The organism is Sphingomonas lycopersici, assembly GCF_026130605.1.
Taxonomy (GTDB): Bacteria; Pseudomonadota; Alphaproteobacteria; order Sphingomonadales; family Sphingomonadaceae; genus Sphingomonas; species Sphingomonas lycopersici.
The window spans coordinates 24,906-40,590 of sequence record NZ_JANFAU010000011.1; the positions used below are offsets into that span (position 1 = coordinate 24,906).

General features: G+C 67.2%; 16 protein-coding genes. 6 read left to right on the forward strand and 10 right to left on the reverse strand.

The annotated features are described in order from the left end of the window. The first annotated feature begins 35 nt into the window (after positions 1 to 35). On the forward strand, positions 36 to 3,044 hold the full coding sequence (locus tag NED98_RS17980; RefSeq protein WP_265313924.1) for a TonB-dependent receptor domain-containing protein: 3,009 nt from the start codon (positions 36 to 38) through the stop codon (positions 3,042 to 3,044). A 141-nt stretch (positions 3,045 to 3,185) separates the two neighbouring features. Here NED98_RS17980 and NED98_RS17985 read toward each other — a convergent pair whose 3' ends face one another. The 6 genes from NED98_RS17985 to NED98_RS18010 form a co-directional block, all read right to left on the reverse strand. Continuing rightward, on the reverse strand, positions 3,186 to 4,385 hold the full coding sequence (locus tag NED98_RS17985) for a copper resistance protein B (RefSeq protein WP_265313925.1): 1,200 nt from the start codon (positions 4,383 to 4,385) through the stop codon (positions 3,186 to 3,188). Beyond that, positions 4,382 to 6,292, reverse strand: a complete 1,911-nt coding sequence (locus tag NED98_RS17990) for a copper resistance system multicopper oxidase (RefSeq protein WP_265313926.1) — start codon at positions 6,290 to 6,292, stop codon at positions 4,382 to 4,384. The genes NED98_RS17985 and NED98_RS17990 overlap by 4 nt, the downstream gene beginning before the upstream one ends. A gap of 46 nt (positions 6,293 to 6,338) precedes the next feature. Beyond that, on the reverse strand, positions 6,339 to 6,902 hold the full coding sequence (locus NED98_RS17995; protein WP_265269572.1) for an RNA polymerase sigma factor: 564 nt from the start codon (positions 6,900 to 6,902) through the stop codon (positions 6,339 to 6,341). Then, entirely contained in the window at positions 6,899 to 7,339 is a 441-nt protein-coding gene (locus NED98_RS18000; RefSeq protein WP_179512467.1) for a periplasmic heavy metal sensor, read from the reverse strand. Before NED98_RS18000 ends, NED98_RS17995 begins: the two co-directional genes overlap by 4 nt. After that, positions 7,336 to 7,614 carry a hypothetical protein gene (locus NED98_RS18005; protein WP_265313928.1) on the reverse strand — a complete coding sequence of 93 codons (279 nt, stop codon included), beginning with the start codon at positions 7,612 to 7,614 and terminating at the stop codon, positions 7,336 to 7,338. Before NED98_RS18005 ends, NED98_RS18000 begins: the two co-directional genes overlap by 4 nt. Before the next feature lie 167 nt (positions 7,615 to 7,781). Then, complete coding sequence (locus NED98_RS18010; protein ID WP_265313929.1) at positions 7,782 to 7,940, reverse strand: hypothetical protein; 159 nt, start codon at positions 7,938 to 7,940, stop codon at positions 7,782 to 7,784. Between NED98_RS18010 and NED98_RS23440 the strand changes: the two genes are divergently transcribed. Then, complete coding sequence (locus NED98_RS23440; RefSeq protein WP_489886381.1) at positions 7,873 to 8,160, forward strand: hypothetical protein; 288 nt, start codon at positions 7,873 to 7,875, stop codon at positions 8,158 to 8,160. The genes NED98_RS18010 and NED98_RS23440 overlap by 68 nt on opposite strands. Before the next feature lie 10 nt (positions 8,161 to 8,170). Here NED98_RS23440 and rlmN read toward each other — a convergent pair whose 3' ends face one another. The 3 genes from rlmN to NED98_RS18025 all read right to left on the reverse strand — a co-directional run bounded on the left by rlmN (position 8,171) and on the right by NED98_RS18025 (position 10,590). Continuing rightward, complete coding sequence (gene rlmN, locus NED98_RS18015) at positions 8,171 to 9,355, reverse strand: dual-specificity RNA methyltransferase RlmN (RefSeq protein ID WP_179512470.1); 1,185 nt, start codon at positions 9,353 to 9,355, stop codon at positions 8,171 to 8,173. A 111-nt stretch (positions 9,356 to 9,466) separates the two neighbouring features. Next, positions 9,467 to 9,952, reverse strand: a complete 486-nt coding sequence (locus NED98_RS18020; protein ID WP_265313930.1) for a hypothetical protein — start codon at positions 9,950 to 9,952, stop codon at positions 9,467 to 9,469. Beyond that, a complete protein-coding gene (locus NED98_RS18025; protein ID WP_265313931.1) occupies positions 9,949 to 10,590 on the reverse strand; it encodes a histidine phosphatase family protein in 642 nt (213 codons plus the stop codon). The genes NED98_RS18020 and NED98_RS18025 overlap by 4 nt, the downstream gene beginning before the upstream one ends. 212 nt (positions 10,591 to 10,802) lie before the next feature. On the opposite strand from NED98_RS18025, the gene NED98_RS18030 reads away from it, so the two are divergent. Together NED98_RS18030 and dnaN are read left to right on the forward strand one after the other, a co-directional pair. After that, positions 10,803 to 11,420: an outer membrane protein gene (locus NED98_RS18030; protein WP_179512473.1), complete on the forward strand. Its 618-nt coding sequence runs from the start codon at positions 10,803 to 10,805 to the stop codon at positions 11,418 to 11,420. Between the two features lie 213 nt (positions 11,421 to 11,633). Further along, on the forward strand, positions 11,634 to 12,752 hold the full coding sequence (gene dnaN, locus NED98_RS18035; RefSeq protein ID WP_179512474.1) for a DNA polymerase III subunit beta: 1,119 nt from the start codon (positions 11,634 to 11,636) through the stop codon (positions 12,750 to 12,752). A 125-nt stretch (positions 12,753 to 12,877) separates the two neighbouring features. Here the strand turns inward: dnaN and NED98_RS18040 are convergent, their stop codons facing one another. Further along, positions 12,878 to 13,678, reverse strand: coding sequence for an enoyl-CoA hydratase/isomerase family protein (locus tag NED98_RS18040; RefSeq protein ID WP_265313932.1), 801 nt, complete (start codon positions 13,676 to 13,678; stop codon positions 12,878 to 12,880). Positions 13,679 to 13,757: 79 nt separating this feature from the next. Here NED98_RS18040 and NED98_RS18045 point away from each other — a divergent pair, with 79 nt between their 5' ends. After that, on the forward strand, positions 13,758 to 14,543 hold the full coding sequence (locus NED98_RS18045) for an SDR family NAD(P)-dependent oxidoreductase (protein ID WP_265313933.1): 786 nt from the start codon (positions 13,758 to 13,760) through the stop codon (positions 14,541 to 14,543). A gap of 44 nt (positions 14,544 to 14,587) precedes the next feature. Further along, positions 14,588 to 15,685 carry an acyl-CoA dehydrogenase family protein gene (locus NED98_RS23310; protein ID WP_265313934.1) on the forward strand — a complete coding sequence of 366 codons (1,098 nt, stop codon included), beginning with the start codon at positions 14,588 to 14,590 and terminating at the stop codon, positions 15,683 to 15,685.

The following is a 15,685-nucleotide window of genomic DNA, read 5'->3' on the forward strand; positions in this document are numbered from 1 at the left end:
CGACAGTAAATTTCATATTTCACAGAGGTTTAGTCATGAATACGGCATCGGCCCGTACCGTTATCCTGCGCGGCGTCAGCGCGACTGCGTTGCTCCTCGCTGCAGCGCCGGCGCTCGCGCAGAGCGCATCCGATGCCGCTGCGGCTGCACCGCAGGACACCCCCGCCGACGTCGTCGTCACCGGCTCGCGCATTCCCCGACCGCAGTTCGATACCTTCCAGCCGACGCAGGTGATCGGCAAGAACGAGATCGACAATCGCGGTTATACCAATGTCGCCCAGGCGCTGACCGAGATCCCCGCGTTCGGCCCGCCGGGTGCGAGCGCGACCGGCGCGCAATCGCCGTTCGGGCCGGGGCAGACCTTCGTCGATTTCTTCGGGCTCGGCTCGCAGCGCACATTGGTGCTGGTCGACGGCCGGCGCTTCGTCTCGTCCAACACCGCGACGATCTTCGGCCCGGTCAGCCCGGGTTCGCAGGTCGATCTCAACACGATCCCGACCTCGCTGATCGAGCGGATCGAGACGGTGACCGTCGGCGGCGCGCCGATCTACGGCTCGGATGCGATCGCGGGAACGGTCAACATCATCCTCAAGCGCGATTATACCGGGGTTGAGCTCCGCGCGCAGAGCGGCGTCTCGCAACGCGGCGATGCCCCCGAACAGCAGCTCAGCCTGCTCGCGGGCACCAATTTCGCCGGCGGGCGCGGCAATATCACCGTGTCGGGCGAATATGATCACGGCGACGGGCTGACCGCGGGCAGCCGCGCCGTGACCGAGCGCGGCTCGTTCTTCGGCACCCCGCCCGCTTCGCTCAATTCGCCCTATCGCCAGGTCGTCTATCCGGGGCAGCGCTTCACGGCCTTCACCGCCGGCGGCACGCCCTTTTCGGACGACGATTATCTCGCCGTGCGCTCGGGAATCCGCAATGCCGCGGGGCAACTGCTCCAGTTCGGATCGAACGGCAGGCTCGTCCCGCTCGATCTCGGCACGATGATGCGTCAAGGCTTCATCAGCAGCGGCGGCAACGGTTTCGACATGCCCTCGCGATCGAACCTGCTGACCGATTCGGAACGTTATCTCGGCAGCGTCCGGCTGAGCTACCAGCTTACCGACAACGTGCGCTTCTTCGGCGAGGGCTGGTACAGCCATTCGAAGAGCGTCAACCTGATCGACGAGCCCAATTACAATACGGCATTGTTCGGCCCCGCCGGCTCGCCCAACGGCAATATCGCGATCAGCCTCGACAACCCCTATCTCAGCGCCGCCGATCGCGCGACGATCGCCGCCAATCTGCCCGCCGGGCAGAATGTCTTCTACCTCGGCCGCGCGCTTTCCGATCTCACCACCGGGCGCGCGGAATCGACCGTCGAGACCTATCGCTTCGTCGGCGGGTTCGACGGGACGCTCGGCATCGGCGGGCGCGATTTCAGCTGGGAAGCCTCGGCGGTCTACGGCCGGTCGCAGATGGATGTCCGCCAGAACAAGCTGGTCGAGCAGAATTTCCGCAACGCGCTCGACGTGGTGGTCGACGGTTCGGGCAATATCGTCTGCCGTCCCGGCGCGGTGAATGCGGCGATCCAGACGATCAGTTCGACCTGCGCCCCGCTCAACATCCTCGGCTCGGGGCAGGCGAGTCAGGCCGCGCGCAACTACATCTTCGCGGTGGCGACGCCGCGCTCGGTCAACGAACAGATCGTGTTCAACGCCAATATCAAGGGCAGCGCGTTCAGCCTGCTCGGCAATGACGTGAAGCTGGTCGCGGGCTTCGAACATCGCCAGGAACGGACCCGTTTCGACCCCGGCGCTTTCTACTATGGCGAGCCGCAGCCGGATGGATCGCGCGTGCCCTATGGCCGCTCGATCCTGGTCGATCCGGTCGCGGGCAAATATCACACCAACGAGGTGTTCGGCGAAATCGTCGCGCCTTTGGTGACCGCGCAGAACGGCCTCAACTGGCTGCACACGCTCGAATTCGACGGATCGGCGCGCTGGGTCCACAACTCGCTGTCGGGGGGCGACCTGACGTGGAGCGCGGGCGGGCGCATCGGCTTCGTCCCCGACGTGACCTTCCGCGGCAATTTTACTCGCTCGATCCGCTCGCCCGCGATCACCGAGGCGTTCAACCCCGCCTCGATCGCTTATGAGGCCGGCCCTGATCCGTGCGACACGCGCTTCGTCGCCAACGGGCCGAACCCGGCGGTGCGCCGCGCGAATTGCGTCGCGGCGGGGATCAACCCGGCAACCTTCATCTCCAATTTCAGCAGCTTCCAGATCCCGGTGACCGTCGCCGGCAATGCCGACCTGCGCAACGAAAAGGCCGATAGCTGGACGGTCGGCGCGATCGTCCAGCCGCGCTTCGTGCCGGGGCTGTCGCTCGCGGTGGATTGGGTCAACATCACGCTCAAGGATGCGATCGTCACGCTCGACGGGCCGTCGATCCTCAGCGCCTGCTATGATTCGCCCGGCTATCCCAACCAGTTCTGCAACCTGTTCACCCGCGACGCCAATGGCCAGATCGTCACGATCCGCGAGGGCTTCTACAATGCCGCGCGCACCAGGAGCGCGGGGCTGCAGGCGACGCTCTCCTACCGGCTGCCGCTCGAGCGCATCGGGGTGCGCGATGCGGGGGCGATCGGGCTGGCGGTGAATTATTTCTACCGCGACACGCTCGAAACGCAGGTCGGCACCGACGATATCAAGCATGTCGCCGGGTCGATCGGCTATCCGCGCCATTCGGGCACCGCCAACCTCAGCTACGAGGGCAGTAAATTCAACCTGCTGCTGCAGGCGCAATATATCGGCAAGGGCCGGTTCGACATGGACGCCGCGCCCAATGCGACCGACATCACCGGGGTCGGCGACTGGTGGCTGTTTAACGCGACGATCGGCGCGAAGGTCAACGAGCGTTTCGGGCTGAAGCTGATCGTCGACAATCTGTTCGACGCCACCCCGCCCTATCCCGCCCCGCTCGGCAACGGCACCCGGCCCTATTTCTCAGGGATCATGGGGCGCTATTTCACCGTCGCCGCGACCGCGAAATTCTGATCGCCGCCCAACGCCGTTCGAGCTGAGCCTGTCGAAGCCCTGCCCTTTCTTCCGCGGAAAGAAGTGCAGCCCTTCGACAGGCTCAGGGCGAACGGAGGAGGTCCGTGCCTCGGCCTTCAACTATTAAGCAACGAGACGGAATCAGAACCAGATACGCGTCCCCATGACGAAGTTGACGGTGGTTGGGTCCTCGCCGTCGGCGCGCGCATAGCGGGCGGTCTGGCCGGCCTTGGCGTCGTAGGAGACGCCGATATAGGGCGCGAACTGACGGGTGATCTCATAGCGCAGCCTGAGCCCGAGCTCGGCGGTCGACAGGCCGGCGCCGGTGCGGGTCTCCGGCACGTCCTGCGCCGCGAAATCCAGCTCGACGCGCGGCTGGAGGACGAGGCGCTGGGTGAGGCGCTGATCGTAATAGCCTTCGAGCCGGCCGAGCAATTCGCCCTTGTTCGACAGGAACAGGCTGCCCCCCACCTCGAACCAGTAAGGCGCGAGGCCCTCGACCCCGACGACCGCATAGGTGCGCGAGGGATTCGGGCGGAAATCGTAACGCAGGCCGGCCTGCAGGTTGAAATAGGGGCCGATCGCGCGACTGTAGAGCGCCTGTATCTCGGCCGATTCGACCCCCTCGCGGAACGCCCCCTCGCCCTCGCTCTTGACGACGAAGCGGTTGATGTCGCCGCCGAACCAGCCTTCCGCGTCCCAGCGATAGCCGTCGCGCCCGTTGCGCGCATTATATTCGGCAAGGTTGAACATGATCAGCGAGAAGGTCTGCGCGCCCTCCTCCTTCATCATCTCGTGGCGCGCGCGCGCCATCTCCGCCGGGGAATAGACGCGATCGGCATAATGATCGCCCGGCAGTGCCGGCGCTGGCGCATCGCCCGCGGGGAGGTTGGTGCCGGTCTGCTGCGTCGCGGGCATCGCGGCCATATCATGCCCGCCATGTTCCCCGGCGGGCGCGGCCGGCTGCGGTGCCGGCATCGCGCTCATGTCGTGCCCGGCGTGATCCCCCGCAGGCGCGGCCGGTTGCGATGCGGGCATCGCGCTCATGTCGTGACCGGCATGTTCCCCCGCGGGCGTAGCCTGTGGCGTCGCGGCGGCTGGCGCAGGCGCAGGGTTCATCCCCGAATGGTCCATCCCGGCATGATTCATCCCCTGCATGTCATGCCCGTGATGCGCGGCGGGCGACGACGGCGCGGGCGTGGCGGTTTTCTTCGCCGGCACCTTCATGCCCGGCATGTCCGCCATCGCCTGATCCTGCGCGGTCGCGGGGGCGGCGGCGCACAGCGCCGCGAGGGCGAATGCGACCGAGGCCGTCACGAGCAGCGGAACGCGCCGGGTCATGCCGCGCCTCCCTTCGGCCGGACGCTGACGACGCGCATCATCCCCGCCGCCATGTGATAGAGCAAATGGCAATGGAACGCCCAATCCCCCACCGCATCGGCGGTGAAGTCCCACGACACCTTGCCCCCCGGCTGGACGATCACGGTGTGCTTGCGCGGCGCGCGATCGCCGTGCCCGGTGACCAGTTCGAAGAAATGGCCGTGGAGGTGGATCGGGTGCCCCATCATCGTATCGTTGATCAGCGTCACCCGGACGCGCTCGCCCTCGATGAACGGGATCGGATCGTGCATGTCGGACATCTTCACCCCGTCGAACGACCACATGAACCGCTCCATATTGCCGGTCAGGTGGATATCGAGGCTGCGTGACGGCGCACGCACGTCGGGGTTGCGCTCCAGCGCCATCAGGTCGCGATAGACCAGCACCTTGTGTCCGACATCCTCCAGCCCCTGCCCCGGATAATCGGTGCGATCGGCCGGCATCGGCGAGATCGTCTGGACGCTGGGATCGCGCTTGACCTGCGGCGCATTGGCGAAGTCGCGCATGCTGTGGCCGCCGCCCCCGCCATGCCCCATCGCGGCGTGATCGGCGCCCGCCGCACCGCCGCCGTGCCTCATTGCGGCATGATCCATCCCACCGGCGCTCGCGCCGCCGCCATGGCCCATCGCGGCGTGATCCATCCCCGCCATCTTCGGCATCGGCTCCTCAGCCGCGCCGGTGGCAAGCTTGGCGGAGGCATTCTGCTCGGCGGTCGTGTCGATCCCGCGCGGCGCGGCCGTTCCGCCGCCCATGTCCATCCCGCCCATCCCCATATCGGTCATATTGGCGAGCGGGCGCTTGCGCAGCGGCGGGACGGGCGCGACCATCCCGGCGCGCGGCGCGAGCGTCGCGCGCGCCATTCCCGAACGGTCGATCGCCTCGCCGACCAGCGTGAAGGCGCGATCCGCCGTCGGCGTGACGATCGCGTCATAGGTTTCGGCGACCCCGATCTGGAACTCGCCGACCTCGACCGGCATGACATTCTGCCCATCGGCCTGAACGATCGTCATCGGCAATCCGGGGATGCGAACGTTGAAGGTGGTCATCGCCGAGGCGTTGATGACGCGCAGCCGCACGCGCTCGCCCGGCGTGAACAGCCCGGTCCAATTGTCCGCCGGGCCGTGGCCGTTGACCAGGAAGGTATAGGCGGCGCCCGACACGTCGGAGATATCGGCGGGGTCCATCCGCATCCCGCCCCAGGCGAGCCGGTCCTTGGACGGCTGGTCGCGCCCGGCGAGCAGCCCGCCCAGCGTCTGCCGCTGGAAATTGAAATGCCCCGGATTGACCTTCATCCGGCGGAAGATCGCCTCGGGCGACAGCCGGCTGTGATCCGACAGGACGATCACATGCTCGCGATCGTAACGCACCGGATCCTCGCCCGCCGGATCGATCACGATCGGGCCGTAATGGCCGAGCTGCTCCTGGAATCCCGAATGGCTATGATACCAATAAGTGCCCGACTGGACGACGGGGAATTCATAAACGAAGGTCGATCGCGGCTTGATCCCCGGGAAGCTGACCCCCGGCACGCCATCCATATGGAACGGCAGGATCAGCCCGTGCCAATGGATCGAGCTATCCTCGTCGAGATCGTTGATCACGTTGAGCCGCACCTTCTGCCCCTCGCGGAGCCGGACGAGCGGCGCGGGGATCGTGCCGTTGACCCCGATCGCCGCCATCCGCCGGCCGTCGATCGTCATCGTCTGACGCGCGATGCGGAGCGTAATATCCTCGCCCGATACGGTCGGTAGCCCGGCGGATACCGGGCTCGCCCAGGCGGGCATCCATGCCGCGAGAGCGGCGGTGCCACCGGCCAGCCCGGCCGTTCGCAAAAAACCCCGGCGATCGAGGACTGCCCTATTCGTCATGCGTCTTCCCAGTGTCCAACTTACCGGCAGATACGCATGCTCTGGGCTAATCCCTCAACATTTCCATAAGTTTCGCCCGCGCGCGATAGAGCCGCGTCTCGACCGCCTTCTCGCTGATCGCGAGCACCGCGGCGCTTTCCGCCTGGCTCATCCCCTCGATCGTGCGCAGCACCAGCACGTCGCGCAGATTGACCGGAAGCGTCGCGATCGCGCGCATCGTCCGTTCGAGCGCGCGGCGGTCGTCGATCTGGACATCGGCCGGGATGCCGGGATCGGCCACCCCCACCGCTTCGTCGATCGGGCGCGCGAAGGTCAGTAGCCGGCGCACCGCGCGGCGGCGGTTCCAGTCGTGCGCCTTGTTGATCGCGATCCGCGCGATCCACAGCCGAAACGGCCGCGCGCCGTCATAGCTGCGCAGCGCGGCAAAGGCGGCGATGAACCCCTGCTGGGTCAGATCGACCGCCGCATCGGCATCGCCGGTATGCCCGCGCAGCAGGCGGAAGACGGCGTCGCGGTGGCGCCGCATCAATTCGCCATAGGCCGCCTGGCGCCCGCCGAGCGCGAGCGCGGCCAGCTCGCCATCCGAACAGCCGTCAAGATCGAGTGTCACCGTCCGTCGGCCGTGAGCGCCTTGACCACCGCCGCGTCGAACTGCACCGCCTGATCGGGCCGCAGCACGGCGCGCATCGCGAAGACATGCTCGAGCGTTTCCTTCTGGAGCTGCCCCATCTTCTGATGCGACTGGTCGACCGCCGCCGCGACCGCCGGGCCATAGCCGTGCTCGGCCTGAATCGCATCGGCGAGCCGCGCATTGTCCGCGCGCAACTCGAGCTCAAGCGCCTGTTTGCGGATCGCGAATTGCCGCTCGATCACGTCCATCCGCGCCTGCTGCGCGCTATCGAGCTTGAGCTGGTGGTGGAGCAGCGTGTGTAGCTCGCTTTCCACCGGCGCGGGAGGCGTGATGAACACCCGACCGATCCCCACCCCAGCGATCGCGGCGACGAAGGCGATCAGCGCGATCAGCAGCAGCCTCCGACGATCGCTCACCCGTCGGTCCCGAGCAATGTCGAAGGGGCAAGCGCCGGCGAGGCGCCGAGCGGATTGATCGTCGCCGCGTGGCTTTCACTCGCCGGGATCAACGACGTGACAAGACCGATCGTCAGCGCCAACCCGGCAGCGATGGCAAAAACGCTGCCCGGCAACGGCGCGCCATGCGTGCGGCGGCGCGCCAGCGCGTCGATCACCGCATCGTCGATCGCCGCCAACCGCGGGTCGGTCGGCAAGTCGCTCAGACGCTGCAGCATTCCATCGAGATTCGTCATTCGTTCCTCACACCTCCACCGACCGGTACGCAATCTAGCGAAAAATCCCTCGTCGCCAATCGGACCGTAACCGATAAGGGATGCGCGTGCGGCCCGCGTATCCGGCGTCGAATACCCCGGAGAGGTTATGAGGCCGCCGACGTCGTTCTCGACCGACATGCATCGCGTCAACGACCGGCGGGGCGGCCCGGTGCGATAAGGACGACGCTGCTGGCCGATACCCCAAGCGGGCACGCGCTGATCGTCCGCACCGTCGCATTGGCGCTCGTCACCATTACCGCGCTCGGACGATCGGCGCGCTGGATCGGCACGCTTGTCCCGCTCACCGCGCTTGCCGCGGTCGCGGTCGTCAGCCTCGCCTGGTCGGGCCATGCCGCCGCCGGCGGACTATTAGGGCTTCGTGATATGATCCACCGCGGCGCAGGCCGGGTTGGTGGTTCCCATCTTGTGTCCCCGCGAAGGCGGGGACCCAGCCTGGCCTCCCGCCTTCGCGGGAGCAAAAGGGGAAGACTTGGCGTGATCGCGATTAAAAGCGCGACGCTCTGAAGCCAGAAGATCAGCCGAGCGCGGCGAGCTTTTCCTCCGCCAGCCGGTCGAGCTCGGCGCGGCTCTTCTTCTCCGCGGCGGTCTTGAGCTGGCCGCAGGCGGCGTCGATGTCGCGGCCGCGCGGGGTCCGCGTCGGGGCGGAAATCCCCGCCTCGAAGATGATGTTCGAAAAGGCCTTGATCCGCTCGGGGGTCGAGCATTCGTAGGGCGCGCCGGGCCAGGGGTTGAACGGGATCAGATTGACCTTCGCCGGCAGGCGATAATGCCGGATCAGCCGCACCAGCTCGCGCGCGTCCTCGTCCGAATCGTTCTTGTCCTTGAGCATGACATATTCGAACGTGATCCGCCGCGCGTTGTTCGCCCCCGGATAGGCAGCGCAGGCGGCGAGCAGCTCGTCGATGCCATATTTGCGGTTGAGCGGGACGATCTCGTCGCGCACGTCCTTGGTCACGGCATGGAGCGACACCGCGAGGTTGACCCCGATCTCCTCGCCGGCGCGCGCCATCATCGGCACCACGCCGGAGGTGGAAAGCGTGATGCGGCGCTTCGACAAGGCGAGCCCGTCGCCGTCCATCACGAGCCGCAAGGCATCGCGGACATTGTCGAAATTGTAGAGCGGCTCGCCCATCCCCATCATCACGATGTTGGTCAGCATCCGCCCCTCGGGCTGGCTCGGCCATTCGCCGAGCGCGTCGCGCGCGAGCATCACCTGACCGACGATCTCGCCCGCGGTGAGGTTGCGCACGAGCCGCATCGTCCCGGTGTGGCAGAAACGACAGTTGAGCGTGCAGCCGACCTGGCTGGAGACGCACAGGGTGCCCCGATCGGCATCGGGGATGAACACCATCTCATAATCCTGCCCGTCGTCCGAGCGGAGCAGCCATTTGCGCGTGCCGTCGACCGAAACCTGCGCCTCGACCACCTCGGGGCGGCCGATGACGAATCGCTCGGCGAGCCACGGATGCTGCGCCTTGGCGATATCGGTCATCGCGGCGAAATCGGTGGCGCCGCGGTTGTAGATCCAGTGCCAGATCTGCTTGGCGCGCAATTTCGCCTGTTTCGGCTCCAGCCCGGCGTCGGCAAGTGCCTCGCGCAGCGCGTCTTTCGACAGGCCCATGAGGTCGACGCGGCCGTCGCTACGCGGCGTGAGGGCACGCGCCACGGGCACGGGATCGATGTGCCCCGGAATGGGCATGGGTGCTGCCGATGCTGTCTGCATGGCCGCGCACATAATCGACTTTGCGCCATTTTTCCAGCGGGGGACGATTCGTCCTCCTTCTCCCCTCCTCTTACTTCCCTCCCTTGTTCAAGGGAGGGGAGAAGAAGGAGCACACCCCAAAGCCGCCGCGTCGATCGCGGTCGCCGCGCCGGCGAGGGCGTAGGTATCGGCGAACGGCCGCCCCGAGGCGGCGACGCTCGATGCGCTCATGCTGCGCGCCCCGCGCATCGCCGCGACGATCGCGTGATCGGTCGCCGCGTCGGGGGACCAGGCGGCGGAATCGCGCGCCGACAAGGTGAAGCGCCGCTCGCCGATCGCCAGTGTCACGGCGGCGCCGGGGCGGATCGCGGCGCTCATGCGGATGAACACCGCCTCGCGCCGATCCTTGCCGAAGCGGCTCAGCACGCTCGCGAACGGATGCCAGCGCGACGCCGCCCCCGCCCCGATCGGCGCGGCGATCGCGAAGCAGCGCCGCGGCGCGGCATCGCGAAACGCCGCCCAGCTCTGATAGACGCCGAGCGTCGTGCGCCCCTCGACCCCCGCCGCGGCGAGCAGGAGCGCGGCGGCGATCACGCCGGGGCGTAGCCGGCGCCAAGATGCACCAGCGACTCCCGCCCGCCCTCGATCATCGTCACGGTGCCCTGCGGATGCCCGGGCAGCACCGGCGCGCCATAAGCGCCGGGCGCGGCACCGGTCATCACCCCGCGCATCACGCGGCTGGAGATGCCGTGCATGATCACCAGCCGGTCGCCGGGGTCGCTGTCGGTATCGGCGAGCCAGCCCGAGACGCGCGCGGCGATCGCGGGATAATCCTCGCCGTCCGGCGCGGGGCGCAACAGCCCCTGGGCGTCGATCACCGGCCCGACCTCCCCGACGACATCGGCATAATAGCGCGCGCCCCAGCTCCCCATCCCGATCTCGCCGAGCCGCGGATCGACCCGCGCGTCATGCCAGTCGAGCTCGAGATGTTCGGCGACGATCGCCAGCGTCTGCAGCGCGCGCCCGGTGCTCGACGCCCATAAGGTCAGTTTCGGCCGTGCGCCGAGCGTGGCGCGCAACGCTCGCCCCATTTCCTCGGCCTGGGCAAAACCGGCGCGGGTCAGCGGGGTGTGCGGCGCATCGCCCTGCAGCCGGCGCGCGGCGTTGAACACGGTTTCGCCGTGGCGGGCGATGAAATCGCGGCCGAGCCGCGGCGCGGGATTGGCTGCCATGACGGCGTCTTTGGACCGTCGCGGGGGCGCCGCGCAACGTCTTTCTCGCCCGCGTCGCGATGGGAATAATCCCGGTCCGATTCAACCCCCTGTGGCGCAAAAACAACGGATTTCCGCGTTTATCTGAGGTTCATGCAAAGCCGTACGGAAACGCCCAAATAGCCGCCGCGCCCCCAATCGTTTCGGGGACGGTTTAGTGAATGGAGTTTTTTATGCGTAAGCTCGTTTTCGCCGCTGCGGCCGCTTCGATCGGTGCCGCGCTCGCCACGCCGGCTCTGGCGCAGGGTGAGCAGGCCCCCTTCTCGGGTCCGCGTGTCGAGGCGCTGGTCGGGTGGGATCATCTGCGCGACGGGTCGGACGGTTCGACCGAGGGCCGCGACGGCTTCACCTATGGCGGCGCGATCGGTTACGACGCGCGGGTCGGCGGCAACGTCGTGCTCGGTATCGACGGTGAAATTACCGGTTCGACCACCAAGGCGCGCACCAGCGACCTGATCCAGACCGGCGACCGGCTGCGCGTCCGCGCGGGTCGTGACATCTATGTCGGCGCGCGCGCCGGCTATGTCATCTCCCCGCAGGCGATGGTCTATGTGAAGGGCGGCTACACCAACGCCCGCATCAACGCGCGTTATTTCGACGGCGTGTCGACCACCGTCGAGGACAATCGCAACATGGACGGCTACCGCGTCGGTGCCGGCCTCGAATACAATCTGACGCCGAGCACCTACATCAAGGGCGAGTATCGCTATTCGCACTACGGCAAGTTCGACAATTACGACGTGGACGTCGATCGCCACCAGATCCTGGCCGGCGTGGGCGTGCGCTTCTGATCCGACACCGGGCCGCTCCTTATCCGCCGCCCAACGGACAGCAACTCACGGGTGAATCGGATCGGGAGCGGGCCGGGACTGCGATCGTGGATCGGCGCAACAGCGAACGATCCACCGAAAAGAAGGGTCGGGGCGCTTGCTCCGGCCCTTTTTCATTGGCTAGGGTGAATTTAACTGCCCCTGGCCTCTGCCGGCGGGCCGGGGGACGATAGAATGAAGGCGACGATCGAACGCGCAACGCTCCTCAAGGGGCTGAGCCATGTGCAATCCGTGGTGGAGCGCAGGAACACCATTCCGATTCTGTCCAACGTGCTGCTCGAGGCGACGCCCGAAGGCGCGCTACGGCTGATGGCGACGGACCTCGATCTCCAGATCAACGAAAGCGTGCCCGCGACGGTCGAACAGCCCGGCGCGACCACGGTTTCGGCGCACACGTTGTTCGATATTGCGCGCAAGCTGCCCGAGGGCGCGCAGGTCTCGCTCTCCGCCGCCGACGGGCGGATGGCGATCGTCGCGGGTCGCGCGCGCTTCTCGCTCGGCACCCTGCCGCGCGACGATTTTCCGGTGATCGCCGAGGGCGAGCTGCCGACCCAGTTCGAAATGCCCGCCGAGGCGCTGAAGCAGATCATCGACAAGACGCGATTCGCCATCTCGACCGAGGAAACGCGTTATTATCTCAACGGCATCTTCCTCCACGTTTCGGACAGCGACGGCGCGCAGCCGGTGCTCAAGGCCGCGGCGACCGACGGCCACCGCCTCGCCCGCGTGACGATCCCGCGCCCCGACGGCGCCGACGGGATGCCCGACGTGATCGTGCCGCGCAAATGCGTCGCCGAACTGCGCAAATTGCTCGACGAGGTCGACGGGTCGGTCGGGGTGTCGCTGTCCGCGACCAAGATCCGCTTCGATCTCGGCCAGGCGATCCTCACCTCCAAGCTGATCGACGGGACCTTCCCCGATTATTCGCGCGTCATCCCGACGGGCAACGACAAGATCCTCAAGATCGACCCCAAGAGCTTCATGGAGGGCGTCGACCGCGTGTCGACGATCGCCACCGAAAAGACCCGCGCGGTGAAGGTCGGGCTCGATCGCGACAAGGTGACGCTCTCGGTGACCAGCCCGGAAAACGGCACCGCGGCCGAAGAGGTGTCGGGCGAATATGTCTCCTCGCCGTTCGAGATCGGCTTCAACAGCCGCTATCTGCTCGACATTCTGGGGCAGATCGACGGCGATCTGGTGGAAGTCCACCTCGCCGACGCCGCCGCGCCGACGCTGATCCGCGAGAACGACAAGTCGCCCGCGCTCTACGTGCTGATGCCGATGCGGGTGTGAGGCGAGGGATAGCGCGCAACCTCCGCCGCTCGCCCTGAGCTTGTCGAAGGGCTGCACTTCTTCCGACGAAGAAAAGTGCAGGGCTTCGACAGGCTCAGCCCGAACGGTGGAGAGGCGATCGCGCTTTAGCATCGTCCCCCATATTCGGGCCGGCGCTTCTCGAAGAACGCCGCGATCGCTTCCTCGAAATCGGGGCCGGACGCGCAGAGGATCTGGTTGCGATCCTCCATCGCCACCGCCGATTCGAGGCTGGGCGCGTCGATCGCCATCCGCAGGCATTCCTTGGTCAGCCGAAGCCCCAAAGGCGCGGTGGTCAGCATCGCCTCGATCAGCGGCGCGGCTGCCGCCTCCATCTGATCGTCGGGCACCGCGCGGCTGACCAGCCCGGTCGCCAGCGCGCGATCGGCGGTGATGAAGTCGCCGGTCAGCATCAGTTCGGCGGCGACGCTCGCGCCGACCAGCCGCGGCAGGAAATAGCTCACCCCGATATCGCACGCCGACAGCCCGATGCGGACGAAGGCGGCGTTCATCCGCGCCGATTCGCCCGCGATGCGGATGTCGCTCGCCAGCGCGATCGCGAACCCGCCGCCGCATGCCGGGCCGTGGACCAGGCTGACGATCGGCTGCGGGCAATAGCGCATCTTCATCACGATCTCGGCGATGCTGCGCTGGTGCGCGAGCCGATCGATCGTATCGCGCCGGCTGGCTGCCGCCTGCGCCGCGGTGAGATCGAGCCCGGCGCAAAACGCGCGTCCCGCCCCTTTGAGCACGATCACGCGGCAATCGCGATCCTTGGCGATTCGATCGAAATAGTCCGCCAGTTCGGCGATCATCACCTCGTCGAGCGTATTGAGCCGATCGGCCCGGTTCATCGTCACCCGGTCGACCGCGCCGCGTCGTTCGACCAGCAGCGTCTGATAATCCACGCATCCCTCCTGCCGCGGTTATTGACGCGCATTTCTACATAACTAATGTTATCCCACAATAGAAACGGGAGAGCGATGCGTGGAGCTGGGACCGGATATCGCGGCGATCGTCACCGGCGGGGCTTCCGGGCTCGGCCATGCCACCGCGAGCGCGTTGCGCGCGGCGGGGGTGAAGGTCGCGCTGTTCGACAAGAATGAGGAGATCGGCCCGGACGCCGCGGCGGCGATCGGCGCGACCTATTGCGCGGTCGACGTGATGGACCAGGCATCGGTCGACGCGGGGTTCGCCAGCGCGCGCGCGGCGAACGGGCAGGAACGCATCCTGGTCAATTGCGCCGGGGGCAGCTTCGGCCCGCACAAGACGGTCGCGCGGTCGAAGGAAACCGGGGCGATCGAGCCCTATCCGATCGACAAATATATCAAGACGATCGAGCTCAATCTGATCGGCAGTTTCCGCTGCATCGTCGGCGCGGCGGCGGGGATGATGACGCTCGACCCGCTCGCCGGCGGCGAGCGCGGCGCGATCGTCAACACCGCCAGCGTCGCAGGCGAGGAAGGGCAGATGGGGCAGGTCGCCTATGCCTCGGCCAAGGCCGGGGTGATCGGCATGACCTTGCCGATCGCCCGCGACCTGATGAGCGAGGGCATCCGCATCAACACGATCCTGCCGGGCATTTTCGACACGCCCTTGCTCGCGCGCGCCAAGCCGCAGGTGAAGGCGGCGCTGGCGGCGTCGGTGCCCTTCCCCAAGCGGCTCGGCGCCGCACCCGAATATGCCGCGCTGGCGGTGGAGATGATCCGCAACGGCTATTTCAACGGCGAGGACGTGCGGCTCGACGGCGCGATCCGCATGCAGCCGCGGTAGAGCCGCCCCGCGGACGAGCGAAAACAGAAGTCAGGAGAGGTCTCGTGAACTTCGATTATTCCGACGAACAGAAGATGCTCAAGGAGGAGGCGCGCCGCTTCCTCGCCGCGAAATGCGATGCGAGCGTGGTACGCGGCGTGCTCGACGACCCGGCGCGCGGCTATGATGAAACGCTGTGGCGCGCGGTGGCCGAACAGGGCTGGCTCGGCGCGGCGATCCCGGAAGGCTACGGCGGGCTCGGGCTCGGCCATGTCGAATTATGCGCGCTGGCGGAGGAGCTTGGCCGCGCCTGCGCGCCGATCCCGTTCGCCTCGACGGTCTATTTCGTCGCCGAGGCGCTGATGCTGTTCGGCGCCGAGGCGCAGAAGCAGAAGTGGCTGCCGCGGATCGCCGCGGGCGAGTGCATCGGCGCCTTCGCCACCAGCGAGGGCAAGGGGCCGGTGACCGCGCGCTCGATCCGCACGACCGCGAGCGGCGGCACGCTTTCGGGTGAGAAGATCCCGGTAACCGACGGCGATGTCGCCGATCTGATCGTCGTGCTGGCGAAGGACGGGCTCTATCTGGTCGAGAAGGGCGCCGGGGTCAGCGCCGAGACGCTCAAGACGCTCGATCCGACCCGCTCCGCGGCACGGCTGATATTCGATGCGGCGCCGGCCGAGCGGCTCGGCGACGAGGATGGCATTGCCGCGATGCAGGCGGTGTTCGATCGCGCCGCGGTGCTGCTCGCGTTCGAGCAACTCGGCGGCGCCGATCGCTGCCTCGATATGGCCAAGGCCTATGCGCTCGATCGCTATGCCTTCGGGCGGCAGATCGCGGGCTATCAGGCGATCAAGCACAAGCTCGCCGATATCTATGTGAAGAACGAGATCGCACGGTCGAACGCTTATTACGGCGCCTGGGCGCTCAACACCGCGGCGGCCGAACTGCCGCTTGCCGCCGCCACCGCGCGGGTCGCGGCGAGCGACGCTTTCTGGTTCGCGTCGAAGGAGAATATCCAGACCCACGGTGGAATCGGCTTCACCTGGGAGGCGGACCCGCACCTCTATTATCGGCGCTCGCGCCAGTTGAGCCTCGTCGCGGGCGCCCCCGCGACGTGGCGCGAGCGGCTGGTGAGCCAGCTCGAAACACGCAACGCGGCCTGA

Coding starts and splice junctions, on each gene's coding strand:
- dnaN (WP_179512474.1), top strand. CDS start 11,634: ATGAAGGCGACGATCGAACGCGCAACGCTCCTCAAGGGGCTGAGCCAT.
- rlmN (WP_179512470.1), bottom strand. CDS start 9,355: ATGCCCATTCCGGGGCACATCGATCCCGTGCCCGTGGCGCGTGCCCTC.
- NED98_RS18030 (WP_179512473.1), top strand. CDS start 10,803: ATGCGTAAGCTCGTTTTCGCCGCTGCGGCCGCTTCGATCGGTGCCGCG.
- NED98_RS18005 (WP_265313928.1), bottom strand. CDS start 7,614: ATGACGAATCTCGATGGAATGCTGCAGCGTCTGAGCGACTTGCCGACC.
- NED98_RS18025 (WP_265313931.1), bottom strand. CDS start 10,590: ATGGCAGCCAATCCCGCGCCGCGGCTCGGCCGCGATTTCATCGCCCGC.
- NED98_RS17985 (WP_265313925.1), bottom strand. CDS start 4,385: ATGACCCGGCGCGTTCCGCTGCTCGTGACGGCCTCGGTCGCATTCGCC.
- NED98_RS17990 (WP_265313926.1), bottom strand. CDS start 6,292: ATGACGAATAGGGCAGTCCTCGATCGCCGGGGTTTTTTGCGAACGGCC.
- NED98_RS17980 (WP_265313924.1), top strand. CDS start 36: ATGAATACGGCATCGGCCCGTACCGTTATCCTGCGCGGCGTCAGCGCG.